The sequence below is a fragment of the Chryseobacterium sp. BIGb0232 genome, assembly GCF_024810195.1.
GTDB classification, from domain to species: domain Bacteria; phylum Bacteroidota; class Bacteroidia; order Flavobacteriales; family Weeksellaceae; genus Chryseobacterium; species Chryseobacterium pennae.
Genome location: NZ_JANUEH010000012.1, coordinates 16,158 through 32,520, shown reverse-complemented (window position 1 = coordinate 32,520; position 16,363 = coordinate 16,158). Strand labels below are relative to the sequence as shown.

17 protein-coding genes are annotated in these 16,363 nt (G+C 35.7%); 8 read left to right on the top strand and 9 right to left on the bottom strand.

The window, feature by feature from the left end; all coding sequences use genetic code 11:
• Positions 1-31: 31 nt before the first annotated feature.
• Entirely contained in the window at positions 32-670 is a 639-nt protein-coding gene (locus M2372_RS21130; RefSeq protein WP_123321263.1) for an alpha/beta hydrolase, read from the bottom strand.
• Positions 671-1,019: 349 nt separating this feature from the next.
• On the opposite strand from M2372_RS21130, the gene M2372_RS21125 reads away from it, so the two are divergent.
• Positions 1,020-1,454: a hypothetical protein gene (locus M2372_RS21125; protein WP_115971804.1), complete on the top strand. Its 435-nt coding sequence runs from the start codon at positions 1,020-1,022 to the stop codon at positions 1,452-1,454.
• Between the two features lie 45 nt (positions 1,455-1,499).
• Here the strand turns inward: M2372_RS21125 and M2372_RS21120 are convergent, their stop codons facing one another.
• Both M2372_RS21120 and M2372_RS21115 read right to left on the bottom strand, forming a co-directional pair.
• Positions 1,500-2,138: a response regulator transcription factor gene (locus tag M2372_RS21120; protein WP_115971803.1), complete on the bottom strand. Its 639-nt coding sequence runs from the start codon at positions 2,136-2,138 to the stop codon at positions 1,500-1,502.
• Positions 2,128-4,164 (bottom strand): tetratricopeptide repeat-containing sensor histidine kinase, encoded by a 2,037-nt coding sequence (locus M2372_RS21115; protein ID WP_123321264.1) that lies wholly within the window; start codon positions 4,162-4,164, stop codon positions 2,128-2,130. The genes M2372_RS21120 and M2372_RS21115 overlap by 11 nt, the downstream gene beginning before the upstream one ends.
• Positions 4,165-4,304: 140 nt before the next feature.
• Here M2372_RS21115 and M2372_RS21110 point away from each other — a divergent pair, with 140 nt between their 5' ends.
• Positions 4,305-4,727 (top strand): hypothetical protein, encoded by a 423-nt coding sequence (locus M2372_RS21110; RefSeq protein ID WP_123321265.1) that lies wholly within the window; start codon positions 4,305-4,307, stop codon positions 4,725-4,727.
• 179 nt (positions 4,728-4,906) lie between these two features.
• Entirely contained in the window at positions 4,907-5,962 is a 1,056-nt protein-coding gene (locus tag M2372_RS21105) for a fatty acid desaturase (protein WP_123321266.1), read from the top strand.
• An 85-nt stretch (positions 5,963-6,047) separates the two neighbouring features.
• Here the strand turns inward: M2372_RS21105 and tyrS are convergent, their stop codons facing one another.
• A complete protein-coding gene (gene tyrS / locus M2372_RS21100; RefSeq protein WP_123321267.1) occupies positions 6,048-7,343 on the bottom strand; it encodes a tyrosine--tRNA ligase in 1,296 nt (431 codons plus the stop codon).
• A 209-nt stretch (positions 7,344-7,552) separates the two neighbouring features.
• Between tyrS and M2372_RS21095 the strand changes: the two genes are divergently transcribed.
• Positions 7,553-8,113: an RNA polymerase sigma factor gene (locus M2372_RS21095; protein WP_115971798.1), complete on the top strand. Its 561-nt coding sequence runs from the start codon at positions 7,553-7,555 to the stop codon at positions 8,111-8,113.
• A 263-nt stretch (positions 8,114-8,376) separates the two neighbouring features.
• Here M2372_RS21095 and M2372_RS21090 read toward each other — a convergent pair whose 3' ends face one another.
• On the bottom strand, positions 8,377-9,012 hold the full coding sequence (locus tag M2372_RS21090) for a hypothetical protein (RefSeq protein WP_123321268.1): 636 nt from the start codon (positions 9,010-9,012) through the stop codon (positions 8,377-8,379).
• 106 nt (positions 9,013-9,118) lie between these two features.
• On the opposite strand from M2372_RS21090, the gene lipA reads away from it, so the two are divergent.
• Positions 9,119-9,985 carry a lipoyl synthase gene (gene lipA / locus M2372_RS21085; RefSeq protein ID WP_115973014.1) on the top strand — a complete coding sequence of 289 codons (867 nt, stop codon included), beginning with the start codon at positions 9,119-9,121 and terminating at the stop codon, positions 9,983-9,985.
• A 306-nt stretch (positions 9,986-10,291) separates the two neighbouring features.
• Here lipA and M2372_RS21080 read toward each other — a convergent pair whose 3' ends face one another.
• Complete coding sequence (locus tag M2372_RS21080) at positions 10,292-11,197, bottom strand: AraC family transcriptional regulator (RefSeq protein ID WP_123321269.1); 906 nt, start codon at positions 11,195-11,197, stop codon at positions 10,292-10,294.
• 175 nt (positions 11,198-11,372) lie between these two features.
• On the opposite strand from M2372_RS21080, the gene M2372_RS21075 reads away from it, so the two are divergent.
• Together M2372_RS21075 and M2372_RS25555 are read left to right on the top strand one after the other, a co-directional pair.
• Positions 11,373-12,320: an MFS transporter gene (locus tag M2372_RS21075; protein ID WP_310473129.1), complete on the top strand. Its 948-nt coding sequence runs from the start codon at positions 11,373-11,375 to the stop codon at positions 12,318-12,320.
• Positions 12,290-12,577 (top strand): hypothetical protein, encoded by a 288-nt coding sequence (locus M2372_RS25555; protein WP_310473128.1) that lies wholly within the window; start codon positions 12,290-12,292, stop codon positions 12,575-12,577. The genes M2372_RS21075 and M2372_RS25555 overlap by 31 nt, the downstream gene beginning before the upstream one ends.
• A gap of 206 nt (positions 12,578-12,783) precedes the next feature.
• Here the strand turns inward: M2372_RS25555 and M2372_RS21070 are convergent, their stop codons facing one another.
• A complete protein-coding gene (locus M2372_RS21070; protein WP_115973016.1) occupies positions 12,784-13,128 on the bottom strand; it encodes a mannan-binding lectin in 345 nt (114 codons plus the stop codon).
• Positions 13,129-13,305: 177 nt separating this feature from the next.
• Positions 13,306-13,686, bottom strand: coding sequence for an STAS/SEC14 domain-containing protein (locus M2372_RS21065; RefSeq protein ID WP_123321270.1), 381 nt, complete (start codon positions 13,684-13,686; stop codon positions 13,306-13,308).
• A gap of 115 nt (positions 13,687-13,801) precedes the next feature.
• Here M2372_RS21065 and M2372_RS21060 point away from each other — a divergent pair, with 115 nt between their 5' ends.
• Positions 13,802-15,007, top strand: coding sequence for an FAD-binding oxidoreductase (locus M2372_RS21060; protein WP_123321271.1), 1,206 nt, complete (start codon positions 13,802-13,804; stop codon positions 15,005-15,007).
• A gap of 164 nt (positions 15,008-15,171) precedes the next feature.
• On the opposite strand, the gene M2372_RS21055 is transcribed toward M2372_RS21060, so the two are convergent.
• On the bottom strand, positions 15,172-16,359 hold the full coding sequence (locus M2372_RS21055; protein WP_123321272.1) for a VWA domain-containing protein: 1,188 nt from the start codon (positions 16,357-16,359) through the stop codon (positions 15,172-15,174).
• Positions 16,360-16,363: the final 4 nt, after the last annotated feature.

Below are 16,363 nucleotides of genomic sequence, written 5' to 3'. Positions count from 1 at the left end.
GTTGAATTTATCTGAAAAAAATGAATTCTGTTTATTTAGAGAAAAAATCCATTAGATCCATATAATTTTTCTGATTCACACCATGCCCACTCATATACTCTCTGAATGTAAAGTAGCAGTTAAGATCATAAAGTAACTCAGCCGATTTTCTTCCCCATTCCAGAGGGATTACAGCATCATCCGTACCATGGGATACAAAAAATCTCAGTTTTTCCAGTTTCTTTTTGTCCTTTACAATTCCGTCCAGAATCTTTTCTTCCGCATAAGCACTCAGACAGGCAATATTTGTAAATAACTCAGGGTGTTTTAAGGCCAGGGCATAGCATAATATCCCTCCCTGGCTGAATCCGCACAAATGGACTTTACTCTCTGTAAGACCATAATGATTGATTACTTTTAATATGCTTTCCAATGCAGAGTTTAAAGATTCTTTAGCCTGAGGAACATCAATATAGTTTTCAGGATCATTGAAGTTGATATCAAACCATGAATACCCTTCAAACTGAGTATTTCTGGGAGCTCTGAAACTAATGATGATCCAATCTTTAGGAAGGGTTTCTCTGAAGCTGAAAAGGTCCTGCTCATTGCTGCCGTAGCCATGAAGCATAAAAAGTATAGGGGTCGAAGATGTAATATTTTCCGGCTCTCTTACTAAGTAATCTAAATTCATACAGCAAATATAATTAATAAATTACATTGTAAATCCTATCTTTTATTATTCATATAGAGGAATCTGAAAATCATTTTCCGGATACAGCAAGGATTGATCTCTGATCTGAGAGCGTATCATTATGAATATTTATATTCTGTTTTTATCAGTATTAAAATAATTCTAAATATAAAGATGTTTTATGTTTAATAATTAATGAATTACATTGTATTATTGGGTTTTTTAACTTGATTTTATTTTTTATTAATTTGATATTTTTTGTAAAAAAATGTTGTAAAATTTTTATCAAAGATATTTTTATATTAATAAAAAACTTATATTTGGAACATTAAAAAATCTATTTGGAGAAATGAAGCAATTTTACAATTTAAAAAGTTTACTTAGACTTTCTTCTTTATTCGTTTTGTTATTTTCAGTGATTACTGTTGTAAATTCGTGTAAAAAAGATGAAGATGAAGAATTTAAGGATCACGTGGTTCAATTTGTAGCTAAAACCAGTACAGGTGGAGAACTTATCTCTACAGTAACTCAGATAGGAACTGCTCAGAATACTACCTACAGTACTGATCTTAAACCTTTAAAAGAAAGCTGGTCAAGTGGAGAAGTATGGGTAAATTCAAGCCAGGCACAGATTAATTTTGCAGCTAATGCTATGTTGCCACAGGCGAACTCGGAAATGACAATTACTCTTTATATAGATGGAGAAATTGCCAGAACTGCTAAAGTTACAGGGCAAGGTGATAACAAAGTTGCCAAAGTTGCTTTCAGTTTCCTAGAACCGTAAATAAAACTATTATATAAAACAAAAACCGCTCTTGGAGCGGTTTTTTTATTTTTCAATCAGATGATACTCTATAGCCTGGTTAACGAGTTCTGTAGAGTTTTTAGCCTGAAATTTTTGGAGAAGGTTTTTACGATGAGTATCTACCGTAAGCGGACTTAGAAACAGCTCTTCCGCAATCCGGTTGCTTGTTTTCCCTTGTGCTACCAGCTGCAGGATCTGTTTCTCCCTTTTGGTAAGTCTTGGAATTGGTAGTTCATTTTGAGAAGGTTTACTGATGATCTGTTTGGTTTCATTACAAAAAACAATGTCTCCGGATAACGCCCCTTTAATGCAGATCACTAATTCTTCAATAGAGGTATTCTTAAGAAGATAGCCACTCGCTCCGTTTTGGATAGATTGCATGATGATACTTCTTTCTGAACGGTTACTGAACATAATGACAGAAGTATCGGGAGATATTTTTTTAATCTCCCGGCAAAGCTCTGTACCATTGGCGTCCGGAAGTGTAATATCCAAAAGGATAATGTCCACTTTATTGGATCCAATAAAGCTGATGATTTCAGAACCGGAAGTAAAAGTTTCCGGAATATTAAAGAATGGCTGGCTGCTCAGCATCATTTTCAGTCCTTCGATGACGATAGGATGATCGTCTACGATGACAATATTTATTTTTTCAGTCCCCATCTATATTGAGTTCTATATTAATCGTTGTGCCCTGACTGTCGGAACTGATTTCCATATTTCCTTTCAGATAATCTACTCTGTTTTTTAAGTTATGGAGTCCCATACTTTTGGTTTTCTGTTCCCTGTTGCTTTCAAATCCTTTTCCGTTGTCTTCAATAGTAATGAAGAAGTCTTTTTCAGACTGGGAACATTGTAATAGAATACTGCTGGCTTCAGCATGTTTAATGGCATTAGCCAATAATTCCTGTACAATCCTGTAGATATTGAGCTGAATATTGATTGGCAGATTTTTCTCAATACTGATCGCCTGGAAATCAATGTCCATATCTTTTCTGCTGTAAAATTCACACAGATCATTCAGGGCTGTTTCCAAACCGAAATTAAGCAATGACTCAGGCATTAGGTTTCTGGCAACATGCCTTAATTCACTGACAGAGTTATCCAGTTGCCCAAGAATCCTGTAAAACTCTGCATCTTTTTCAGGGTCTAAGTGACTGGCTGACCACGTAGAAAAATTGATCTTTACTCCGGCAAGCATTCCACCCAAACCATCGTGAAGATCTCTTGCGATACGTTCTCTTTCCCTTTCTTCTCCGTCCAGAATGGCTTTGGTTAAGGAAAGTTCTTCTTTCTGTTTTATATCATTGATCTTCTGCTCAGAGATTTTTTTGTTTTTTCTGAAGATGATATAAAGAAAAATCAGGAGGCTTAGGACTAATAATAAAAAAAGGCTTAGTCCCCATAAATAGGAATTTTTCTTATTAACTTCCAGTTCTTTTTGCTTTTTTTCGGAATTTAACGTAGCTATTTTTCTCTCTTTTTCTGCAGCATTAAACTTGGATTCAATTTTATTGATTTCCAGTTTTACATTTTCTGTATTCAGACTGTCATTAAGCTTGGAATATTTCTGTTCCCATATCAAAGCCTGTTTAGTATTGCCCATTTCCTCATGTAAAGAAGAGAGTTGCTTATAAATGGTTTTCCGGTTGTTAAGATCAAGCGCAAGGGATTTTTCGGTTAAAACATCTTCAAGAACATTTTTTGCGTCATTATATCTTTTTAACTTTCTTAAAATGTCATATTTATTGAAATAGAACATCTGTGCCAATAGATTCTGATTAAACTTTTTAGCATAATAAATCCCTTTTTCAATAACGGGTAAGGCTTCCGGGTTCTTTTGTCTGGTAATATAATAAAGCGTTTTACCATAATAATAAAAAGCATTAACGGAGGAATCCGGATGAGGCTCAATAAGAGTTTCGGCTTTATCCAAAAACTTTTTAGCTTCATCTCCCTTGGCCTGATAGCAGAAATTGTTGGCTAAATTTAAGTAAGTGAAAAATAATTCCGGAGAATTGGGATAGTGTTTTTCAAGAATCTGTAAAGCTTTAGTATTATAATCTTCAGACTTTTTAAATTCTGCATTATAGGTAAGGATCACGGCAAGTTGAGTATATAAAAATCCCAGGTTTCTGCTGTTCTCATATTTTTTTGCCAGTGGAATACTCTTTTCAAGGATTGTCTTTACCAAAAAAGGATATCCTTCCTTGTCCTTCTGTGTTACTCCATAGCTGTACCAGGCTGCAGCCTGAAAGAGATCGGATTCTTCATTTTTGAATTTTGAGAATTGTTTAATAGCCTTTTGATAAGAAATAGCTGCTTTCCCTTTATTTCGGTCAAGGTTATACTGAGCCTCATAGAAATTATACTTCGCAGATAGAAAGTCATCGCCTTTAATGAATGTTTTACCGTTTTCCAGATATTTTTTACTTAAAAGAGAATCTATATTTCTGTAATAATTGGACAGCAGAAAAGAAGCATTTGCCTTTGCCGTGTTTGCTCCGTTACTCTTTATTACGCTTTGTAAGCTGTCTAAATAAGGTTTCTCATTAAGGGGAATCAGTTGCTGTGACTGTACACCAAAAGACAGCAATAGACTTAACAGGATCAGTAATCTCTTCATCGGGTATCGGTTCTGTAGAATATCTTTTTTATAAACGCTGAATTTAATTAAAAATTTCAGCATAAAAAATACCTGAATTTAGGTAGAAAAAATTACACATTTTTCAGGATTGATAATGTTTGATGACTCTAATAGCTTTGCACATACAGAATCACTAATCATAGAATATCAAATAAAGTAACTAAAATTTAAACAAAAAAATTATGGAAAAACCAGGAATGAGTCAGCTGTTGAAAGGTACGTTTGTAGTACTTCTTGCAACTATGTTATTGGGGTTTGTAACTTCTTGCAGTAAAGATGACGATGATGATAACAATGTGAATGGAGCAAATAAAAGTCATAAATTGGTTTTCAAGGCAATAGCTTCTGCAGGAAGTGATATAGGTGTAGCAGTGTATGGAATTGATGGTAACCCAACTACAGCTTCCAGCCTTAGCGGAACAACGTGGTCCAGCCCTGAAGTGACTGCAGAAAAAGGAGCTTATAATGCAAATGTAGCGGTAAATGCTGTAGGTGCAAACGCATCTTCTACTTTAAAAGTTCAGATTTGGGTAGACGGTGAACTGAAAAAAGAAGGAACTTCCAGCGGTCAGTACCTATCTGCTTCTGCCAGTTATGTATTTTAAAAAAAACTAATACTTTCAAAATAAAGAAACCGGCGTTGAGATTCATCTTAACGCCGGTTTTATTTTAGTTAGATATAATGCTATTTATATTATTTTTTAATGTATTTGTATTAATGATAATTATTTATGTATTTAGTTATTGTATAATTTATTATTTTTGATTACAAAATCACCAAATAGTGAAACATCAGGAGAAATCGAGATACATAAGGAAAGAAATTAATCAATCCTATCAGGAGCTTAAGGAGCAATATCCTCTATTGAAGAGGCAGGACAGCATTGGGTTTTCTATATTTTTACTTTCAATTATTGCGATTGTTGCTACATCTGTTGGCTGGTATGAAGCAATTATTCCAACCTGGCTGATGATTATTATGAATGCCTTTTTTATGGGAGTTCTTCACGAGATCGAGCATGACCTTATTCATTGGCTCTATTTTAAGAAGCAAAAACCAATACATCATTTTATGCTTTTAAGTGTCTGGATTTTACGTCCATTAACGATTAATCCTTGGATCAGACGTACATTGCATTATCATCATCATAAATTTTCAGGAACCTTACATGATGTGGAGGAACGTGGGGTAACGAATGGTGAACGCTGGTCCATCAAACGTTTATTGACCACGGCTGATATTGTTTTAGGTGGCCTTCTGCGTCTCCAGCAAATGTTTAAGGATATGGACAGGGAAGTGGAGAATGGAAACCTTAAGAAAGAAACTTCTTTAACCTTAAAACGAATTACATTTTTGAGTTTAATACCCGTGACCATTTTTGCTCATGTGATATTGTATCTCTTTTTTGCAGATTTGCTATTGCACTGGATCAATGCAAGGATGATGACAGACTTCGGTTTTCCTTTTTATATTGAAAATATATTAAGCAGCTTACATGTGATTATTTATACGATTTTTCTTCCCAATTTATTACGACAGTTCTGTTTACATTTTATCACCTCCAATATGCATTATTTCGGTGATATAGAGGAAGGAAATGTGATTGAACAGACACAGGTCCTGAATGTATGGTGGACTTTCCCTATGCAGGTGTTCTGTTTCTTTTTTGGCTGGACCCACAGCATTCATCATTTTGTGGTTAACGAGACATTTTATGTACGTCATATAGGAAGAAAACAGGCCCAGGAAATATTGAGGAAATATGGGGTCAGGTTTAATGATCTGGGGACTTTCAGAAGAGCCAACCGCTTTCGGGAATTCTCCAATAAGGTCAATTAATTTTTTTAGAAAAAATATTGTTTGACTTAAAATAAAACGGCCGCCGAGATTTATCTCGGCGGCCGTTTTTTATGTAGTATTAGAATTAAATAACCTTTACAATGAAATAGCTTTTCTTACCCTTTTGCAGCAATAAGAATTTGCCGTCAATAAGATCAGTATCATTCGCTGTAAAAGTATCATTTACTTTTTGCTTGTTGATAGAGATTGCATTCCCTTTGATTTCTCTCTGTGCCTCACTCTTGGATTTAAGGAATCCGGATTTTTCAGAAAGAAGCTCAACAATGTTTACTCCCAATACATCCGCTTTTGCCACATCCTTTTGTGGAACTCCGTCAAAAACTTCAAGGAAAGTTTCCTCATCAAGGCTTACCAAATCTTCAGCAGTAGAGCGTCCAAAAAGAATTTCAGAAGCTTTAAGCGCTTTTTCATATTCCTCTCTTCCATGTACCCAGACTGTTACTTCTTCTGCTAATCTTTTTTGAAGTTTTCTTTCATGGGCAGCTGTTTTGTGCTCTTCGACTAAAGCCTCAATTTCCTCTTTTCCAAGGAAAGTATAGAATTTAATGAATCTTTCAGCATCTTCATCGGTAGCATTCAGCCAGAACTGGTAAAATTTGTATGGAGAAGTTTTCTTTTTATCCAACCAATAGTTTTCTCCGCTCTCAGATTTTCCGAATTTGGAACCATCAGCTTTTGTAATCAAGGGAACCGTTAATGCAAAGGCTTCACCCTGAGCTTTTCTACGGATCAGTTCTGTTCCTGTAGTGATATTTCCCCACTGGTCAGAACCTCCCATCTGAAGTTTCACATTATTGTTTTGGTATAGGTGAAGGAAATCATACCCCTGAATAAGCTGATAAGTAAACTCTGTAAAACTCATTCCGTCTGCACCTCCGTCTCCTGAAAATCTTTTCTTTACAGAGTCTTTAGCCATCATGTAATTTACAGTGATGTTCTTTCCAACATTTTTAGCAAAATCAAGGAAAGAGATATTCTTCATCCAGTCGTAATTGTTTACAAGCTCAGCTTTATTAGGCCCGTTTCCTGCGAAATCCAGAAATCTTGAAAGCTGGTTTTTCAGACAGTCTACATAATGTAAAAGAGTTTCTTCATCCAAAAGGTTTCTCTCGGCAGATTTTCCGGATGGATCACCGATCATTCCTGTAGCTCCTCCTACCAACGCGATCGGTTTGTGGCCATGCTGCTGGAAGTGAGCTAAAATTTTAATCTGAATAAGACTTCCGATATGTAAAGAATCGGCAGTGGGATCAAAACCAATATATGCAGTGGTTACCTCTTTATTCAGCTGTTCATCGGTTCCAGGCATCATATCAGCAAAAAGACCACGCCATTTCAGTTCTTCTATAAAGGAATTCATTGATTTTTTTCTTTAAAATTTTAAGTTGCAAAGATAATAAATTCAAAAGTATAAATTCAAAAGCCAGGGAAGGTAAAATGGCAAAATATCTCAAACAGGAGATAAAATTAATACTTTTCCTGATTGGCCATTCACTTGCAAAGCAAAATTAACCAATGAGAGCCTATGCGCTTTGCATTTCCCCCCCAAATACTCTATATTTGTTATTAATGAACGACGAACAGCTATTCCTGCTTATTCAAAAGGCTAAAGATAAAGACCAAAAGGCCCAGACTAAACTCATCAATATTTTTTGGGTGGATGTTTTCTCTTTTGTAATGAAAAAAGTAAAAGATGAAAATGATGCTGACGAAATTACTGTGAATGTTTTTTCCAAAGTATTATCGAAATTGGATATGTTTGATCCGCATTTTCAGTTTAAAACCTGGATTCTCACCATTGCTCAAAACACAGTTATAGACTTTTGGAGAAAGAAGAGCCGTGAAAACGAAGATGCCGTTGAAAATCTTGATGAGGTAAAAAATCAATATGCAAAATCTCCGGAAGAACTTCTGATTTCTGAAGAAGAGCAGAAGAAAATCATTAAAACCATAGAATCTCTGGATGCTAATTATCAAGACATTATCAAGCTTAGGTTTTTTGAAGAAAAAAGTATCAAGGAAATTGCCGAAGAACTGGGAATTTCTGTTGCCAATACCAAAGTTCGCGTGATGCGTGCTAAAAAGGTTCTTGCAGAGTTGCTAAAGAATAATGAGTTTGATGATCATTAAGATTATTGTTGGAAAACTCTAAGACCTGATTTTTTGCCACGAGTGCACGAATAATTTTATTTACAAATAAATTCTGTGTGCCTATGTGGTTAAAATTAAAGTGGTTTTTTAAACCACATAGTCATATAAAAGAAGGTCATTCGTACATTTGTGGCAATTAATATGTATTCATAATTTTATCGTAGATCAAATCTTTGCCTTTAATAATGGCTTGGAAAAACGAAACTCATTTCTTTGTGTTTGTCAACAGACATAGTATCAGTTCATATAAAGATTTCCTGTCTGGTCTTAGGAAGTATAATTTTTACACTTTTATCATTTCTGTTCTGAAGATTAATTTTTATTCCTTTTTTTACATACTTTTCAGTTTCATTTTTACCGTTTTCTGGATCTTTAGTATTTTCAACTGTTTTTGTGTAGATAATTTGTCCCGTTGATAAACTAAAATCAATGGTCTTCCAGAATTCGAAAACCCTACCGGATTCGGAAAGGTTTCCAATTAATTCAAAATGCCTGTTCTGAAACCTGTATTTATCTGTATCTGCCCACCTCCAGCTGCTTCCGCCATAATGCTTGATGATCAAAATTCCGTTTTTTATGGTGGTATTCACATAAGGATCGCCCATTACGCCACCATCCTTACTTCCTAAGATAGCATTTCTGGATTTTTCCAAAAGGGTCCATTTATTACCGACTTTCTTTAAAATCTGAATTTCACGGGCATTCCCGGACTCCTCATTAATTGGAATATCATAAACGATTACTTTCTCCGGAATCCTGTCTCCATCCAGATCACCATCAATGGTCTCATTAATTACTGACCCTTTTGGCTGGAATTCTTTTTGAGCAAAACAAGAGATGCCCAAAACAAGGAACAGAAAGCAGAATATAGTCTTCATAAGAAATATTGAATTTTAAAAATACAAATTATATGTTTCATCAATGTCTGTCTTTGATTGTTTCGATAAAAAAATCACTAACTTTGAACCTCAATTTGAGAAATAAATGGAAAATTTAGTTCAAGACACTACCGTTCAAAAACCAAAGTGGATTCGTGTAAAACTTCCTACCGGAAAGAACTACAGGGAATTGAGAACCTTGGTTGATAAATATAAATTAAATACCATTTGCCAAAGCGGAAGCTGCCCGAATATGGGGGAGTGCTGGGGAGAAGGTACGGCAACATTCATGATTTTAGGAAATATCTGTACAAGAAGCTGTGGATTCTGTGGCGTAAAAACAGGAAAGCCGCTTGATGTAAACTGGGATGAACCTGAAAAAGTAGCCCGTTCGATCAAATTAATGAAGATCAAACATGCCGTTCTTACTTCTGTAGACCGTGATGACCTGAAAGATATGGGATCTATTCTTTGGGGAGAAACCGTAAATGCTGTAAGAAGAATCTCTCCGGGAACTACAATGGAAACATTAATTCCAGATTTCCAGGGAATTACTAAACATATCGACAGATTGGTAGATGTTGCCCCTGAAGTAATCTCTCATAACATGGAAACTGTAAAACGTTTGACCAGAGAAGTGAGAATTCAGGCAAAATATGAAAGAAGCCTTGAGGTTTTAAGATATTTAAAAGAAGCAGGACAAAGAAGAACCAAAACCGGTGTAATGCTTGGTCTGGGTGAAACTAAAGATGAAGTTTTCCAGACGATTGAAGATATCAGAAATGCCAATGTAGATGTTATCACTCTTGGACAATATTTACAGCCAACAAAAAAACATCTTCCTGTAAAGAGATTCATTACTCCTGAGGAATTTGATGAATTGGGTGACTTTGCAAGAAGCCTTGGTTTCAGACATGTTGAAAGTTCTCCTCTTGTAAGAAGTTCTTACCACGCAGAAAAACATATTCATTAAAATACAGACCGCTCAGCAATGGGCGGTTATTTTTTTGTACTGGTGGAAGATGAGAGATGGTGAGAGAATAGACGAATAGATAATAGATGAGAAGATAATAGGGAAGAGTTGTCAACGATCTTAACAAGCATCCATGAAGGATAGCTGTTATCATTCCCACCCTTTAGAGGGGCAAGAATTCAAAGAATTTTTGACGGGGTGGTTTATCGTAATATCATATCCAAACTATACCCAATCATCTGTGAAAATCTGTGCGATCTGTGGTAAAAATATATAAAATTTAAATCTGCATGATCTGCCAGATCATCAAAACGATTTATTACAGGAAGATTCCCGATTAATTACTCCAATCCTTCCATTGATCTCAATAGGTTTAAAATGTTTTTTCTTAAATTCTGACGGAGTTTCTCCCGTATGCTGCTTGAACAGCTTATTAAAATAAGAAAGGCTTTCAAAACCCACCTGAAAACAAACTTCTGTCACTGAAGAATCTTTTAACAGATAAATTTTAGCCTGATTGATCCTGTAATTATTAACAAAATCTGTAAATGTCATATTGGTTTGCTTTTTAAAGTAGCGGCAAAAAGCAGGAGTACTCAAGCTGACAATCTTGGCAATTTCATTTACATTGGGTTTCTTATCATGGTTTTCATGAATATAATCGTAGATGGTTCCCATTCTGATCTTGTCATTCAGAAACCATTTGACCCTGGTATCTTCTTTATTAATTTCACTTACTTCGGTAGAGTTAGACAGGATCTGTAAGATTTCGATTAATCCAATCAACGATTCAAATGAGTTTTTATCTTTGATAATCTGAAGCTTTTCTACCACGAGGCTTTTTGTTTTTCCGGAAAAGGATAACCCAAGATGGGAACGTTCCAAAAGATTTTTAATAGAATCAAATTCAGGAACAGGCAAAATGATATCCTGAAGAAAATTTTCACGCATCTGCAGTACCATTTGCTTGCAGTCAGTCTGTATACCGTAATCGAAATTAAGATGAGGTACATTGGCGCCTATCAGCAACAATTCACTGTTGGTAAAGCCTGAAATATTTTTTCCAACATGGCGGATTCCATTTGAAGCTTCTACATATACCAATTCTATTTCAGGATGGTAATGCCAGAAAAAACAATTCTTTAGGGAAGGGGAAAATAGCTTGAACGATTTCCCTTTTTCAAACTCTATAATTTCTTTCTGGATCTTCATTTTGTTCTCATTTGATTGTTTGTAGAGTTAAATTTAAATAAAAAGGTTAATATGGAGCAAATTTTTATCATTCAAAGAGGTGTGAAATCCAATCTTTCTTTCGAATTTTGCACTTTCAAAATAAAGATGGGTTACCATTTGCATTTCAAAAGATTAATTGAGAAAAGAATTTACAATGAAGATTGATAAAAGAATAATACCGCTGGCGATAGGAGGACTGGGAATAGGAACCACAGAATTTACCGTTATGGGGCTATTACCGGATATTGCAAAAACATTAGAGATTACGATCCCGCAAGCCGGGCACCTGATTTCAGCCTATGCAATGGGGGTTGTAATCGGAGCACCGATTCTGATCGGATATTCGGTGAAATTTCCTCCTAAAAAGGTGCTGATCGCATTCATGATCCTTTTTACTTTATTTAACGGGCTTTCTGCCATTGCTCCCAATTACGGGACCATGTTGATTATCAGATTTATGTCTGGACTTCCTCATGGGGCATTCTTTGGAGTAGGGACTGTGGTGGCCGCTAAAATGGCAGGGAAAGGTAAAGAAGCATTCTATATCTCTATGATGTTTACCGGGCTTACTGTAGCCAACCTGGTCATGGTTCCTTTGGTAACGTATATTGGGCATACTTTCCATTGGAGGCTTTATTTTGCTATCGTAGCTTTAATTGGTGTTTTTGCCCTCCTGTTTTTAAAATTATGGCTTCCTGCAACGGAGGCTAATCAAAATACCCATTTTCTGGAGGAACTGAAGTTTCTGAAAAAGAAGCAGGCATGGTTGGTATTGGCAATTACAGCAATCGGGTTTGGTGGACTTTTTACGTGGTTAAGCTATATTACTCCTTTAATGACAGTGATTTCCGGAGTTCAAAGCAGTCAGATGGCTTATGTAATGGTTCTTGCAGGAGCGGGGATGGTAGTTGGTAACCTGGCAGGAGGTGTTATTTCAGATAAACTAGGTCCGGAAAAAACGTGTGCATTGCTGATCTTTCTGATGATGATTTCTCTGGTAGGCGTATTTTTGCTTTCCGAGCATCAGAATATAGCTTTTATCCTGACGTTTATGTGTGGGGCATTATCAAAATGTCAATCGCTGCACCCATTAATATTATGATGATGAAGGCTGCCCCGAAAAGTGAGATGATGGCAGCAGCTTTTATGCAGGCAGGGTTTAATATTGCAAATGCAATGGGAGCTTTCTTTGGCGGAATTCCTTTGGAATATGGATTACCTTTCAACTATCCGTCATTGGTAGGGGTGGGGATGACTTTTATCGGGTTTGTAATCAGTGTAAGATATATGTATCTATATGGTTCAAAAACTGTGAATAAAGATGAACCCGTTACAGAATGTGTTTCCTGTGATAAATAGATTTTTTACAAAAATTATTTGTTTTCAATTTTGTAAGAAAAGATAATCCTGAAGATATATATTTACAGAAATACAGAATATAAAAATCGGCATAATCTCCTGAACATGTGAGACAAAAAATAATAAAGCAAAAAAAAAGCTGTCCCAAAGTCAGAAAATTGACTTTAGCGACAGCTTTTTTAAATTAATACATTTATTCTTTCAGGCTAGAATTTAAATACGCAGCTGCAAACGCTCATTTTGCCTTCTACAACTGTTGTCCATTGTCCGTTCCATGTTCCTCCATAGGATGCACAGATGGAAGGGCAGATAGCTTTAGCATCTTCGTCGCTCCAGATCGGACCGGCTAAAACATTTAAAGTATATTCTGTACTGCCGGTTGGCTCAGTATTTAATTCAACTTCTATAACGCTCATTTGTCCTTCTACAATGGTAGTCCATTGTCCAGTAAATTTTCCTAAATGTGCCGCAGCAATACGTGGTCCTAATTTTTGTGCTTCGTCATTACTCCAAAGTGGTCCTGCAATAATGTTGGTTTTGAATGTTGACATGATATAAATTTTTGTGGGTTAGTATTACAAATATACTCACCAATTTGGGAAATAATTACAGTATAATGTACCAAATTTATTATTAGGTATTTTTACGTATACTGTTGATATTGATTTAGATGTAATAGAAAAGACTGCCTTTTAAGACAGTCTTTTTATCATTTTTTATAAGATTGATTAAACCTCAACTTCATTGCCATTTTTGCACCAATAGAGTGCGTTGTATAAATTTTCTTTTGGGAAGGATTTAAATTCTCCAGGCATCAGAACACTGAATATATCAGTGAAATTCTGTACCCCTTCTTTGTCTGTAACGATGGCTGCACGATTCCATTTTGCAAGGTTTTTTATTCCAAGCAGGAGGTCTTCGAGCCATGCACCCATGGTAAAGTTATCCAGATCGGTATCCAGGTACAGTAAGTAATTCACCTCACCAAATTGATCTACTTTCTCTTTTACACGCGGAATTACCAATTTTTCAAAATCTTCTTTCGTCACTTCTCCCGTTGCATTGAATGCCGCAACATTATCCGGAGCTTCTGGAATAATTGTTATCATAGTAAATATTTTATGGTGGTTGGAACTTAATAAAGTAACAATAACTACACCATAAATTCATCGAAAATTGTTAAAATAGACATAAATATTGTTATTTTTAATGTAAAATATCAATATGGATCTTAAATCAAATGAACCTTTCTGGCTTTTAAAAAATGGTCTGATCACCACTTATCCTTCTTTAAAATCAGACGAAAAATGTGATGTTGTAATTATTGGTGGGGGAATTACAGGAAGTCTTATCGCCCATCAGATGGTGAAAGATGGCTATGAAACTATTCTTATTGATAAGCGTGAGCTTTGTAACGGAAGTACCTCGGCTACCACTTCAATGCTGCAGTATGAAATAGATATCCCTCTTTATGAGTTAAAAGAAAAAATAGGGAAAAAAGGGGCAGTTGAGAGTTATAAAGCATGCTCGGAATCTATTGATACCATTGAAAAGCTTGCTGCAAAGATACGGTCCAACGCAGGTTTCAAACGGAAAAAATCACTGTACTTTGCTGCGAAAAAGAAAGATACTGAATGGTTGAAAAAAGAATATGAAGCCAGAAAAGAAGCTGGATTTGATGTTAAATGGTTAAATTCAGATCAGATATTAAAAGCATTTGAATTTGAAAATACTTATGGCGGGATCCTGTCAAAGCAGGGAGCGAGTATTGATGCCTTTCAGTTTGCCCATGAATTATTTAAACATAATGTAAAGAAAGGCTTAAAGGTTTTTGATAAAACTGAAATGGTAGAGGTGGAGTATCATAAAGGTTTTAATATCATTAAAGTAGATACGGGTTTTCAGATCAGGGCGAAGAAAATAATCTATTGCATTGGCTATGAGAGCAAAAATCTGCTGAAAGAAAACTTCGTTGATCTGAAAAGTACTTATGCTGTTGTTTCGGAAGTAGATAAGAATAAGTTTAAAAATAGTACGAGTACATTAGTCTGGAATACCGATGATCCTTATCTGTATATGCGAAGTACCGATGACGGAAGAATGCTCATAGGTGGCGGTGATGAAGATTTCTACGGTGCTGAAAAACGGGACGCTTTATTGGATACAAAAAAAAATGAAATTTTAAAAAATTTAAAGAAAATAAAACCTGATTATCATTTTTACCCTGATTTTGTATGGGCAGGAACTTTTGGGGAAACAAAAGACGGGCTTCCTTATATCGGAGAACATAAAAATTTCAGAAATTCTTATTTTGTATTGGGTTTCGGTGGAAACGGAATTACGTTTTCAGTTGTGGGAATGGAAATGGTTTCTGCGTTTATGAAGAATAAAAAGCATCCCTTGTCCGGATATTTTAAGTTCGGAAGATAGAACAACAGTATTTAGCCATGGCTTACAGCAATTAAATATTGAGTTTAATACGAAAGTACACTTAAGCAGAAAATCAAAAATCTTCAAAACTTAAGTGTACTTCATTTCCGGAAGGGTATTACTTAAAAATACTTAAGTGCTGACCCTTCTTACGGTTATCATCTTTACAGGCTATATCCATTCTTTTTAGCCAGTTCCTGTATAGAACTTTCAATGGCTTTTCCAAGATCATCAGAATCATCAGTTCCTCTTTTTTTCATTTCACTGTCAATGTAGGTCTGGCGTTTTTTAGAAAGGTCTTCAATTTCTCGCTGAACTTTCTCACGTTCTGCTGATTTTGTAGCAACAGCTTTTTTTATTTCTTCTTTGCTTTTTCCTTTCAGCTCATCAGGAAGCTCACTTTCTTTTATATTTGAAATAAACCCGGCATCTTTTTCAGCTTTATCTATCAGGTCCCAGTGTTCGTTTTTGTAAGCATTCTTTTTAGACTTGGAAACGGTTCGTTCCACCAGGTTGGAAACCGATTGTACTTCAGCATTTTTATCCTGGGTAATCTGTTTCTGTTTATATTCTGAGCCATGGTTTCCATAGTAAATATAAGTGTCATTCAATTTAGCATTGTACTCGGAAATTCTGATATCATAAGGTGTTTCAATATAAATCACTTTTTTATCACTGTCAATATTGAAGTATTTGCCACCACCTGTTGTTGCTCCGTTCTGCCAGAAGCTCTGGATTCCTTCTTCACGGCTTCCACAGAAAATGGTATTGGTATAGATATTTTTATTTTTTGCTTTTGAGACTACTTCCTTATAGTCAATCCTTCCCTGGTTGAATGGTTCATTCCCTGCAATATAAATCAGTTTCATACTTTTTTCATTACCATCCCAGTTCAGATTGGCAGAAGCATCCCTGATCACAGCTCCACAATATTCACTTCCGCCGTTGGTTCTTAAAGCAAATAATTTTTCAGATACGAGGTCGAGATCCTGGGTAAGAGGAGTGACCTGTCGGATGTAGTTTTCATCCCGGATGCCATCATTTCCATATTCATAAAGAGCAATCTCCACTTGTGGCGACTGGCCGTTGTATTTTAATGTAGTCAGTGTATTGACAATATTCCAGAGTCTTGATTTTGCCTGGTCAATCAGTCCATCCATGCTGTTGGACGTATCCAGTAAAAGGGCTACCTGGATTTTATTATCTTTTGATACCGTATTTACAGGAATTGTGGAAGCATTTCGTACTGTTAAGGTACTGTTTTCCGAATCATTTTTTGAGCAGCGGATGGCTGGAGACGTACCGGCACTTAAGAAGGTTGCTGCGATTGCTAAGATTTTTAAAGCTGTCATATTA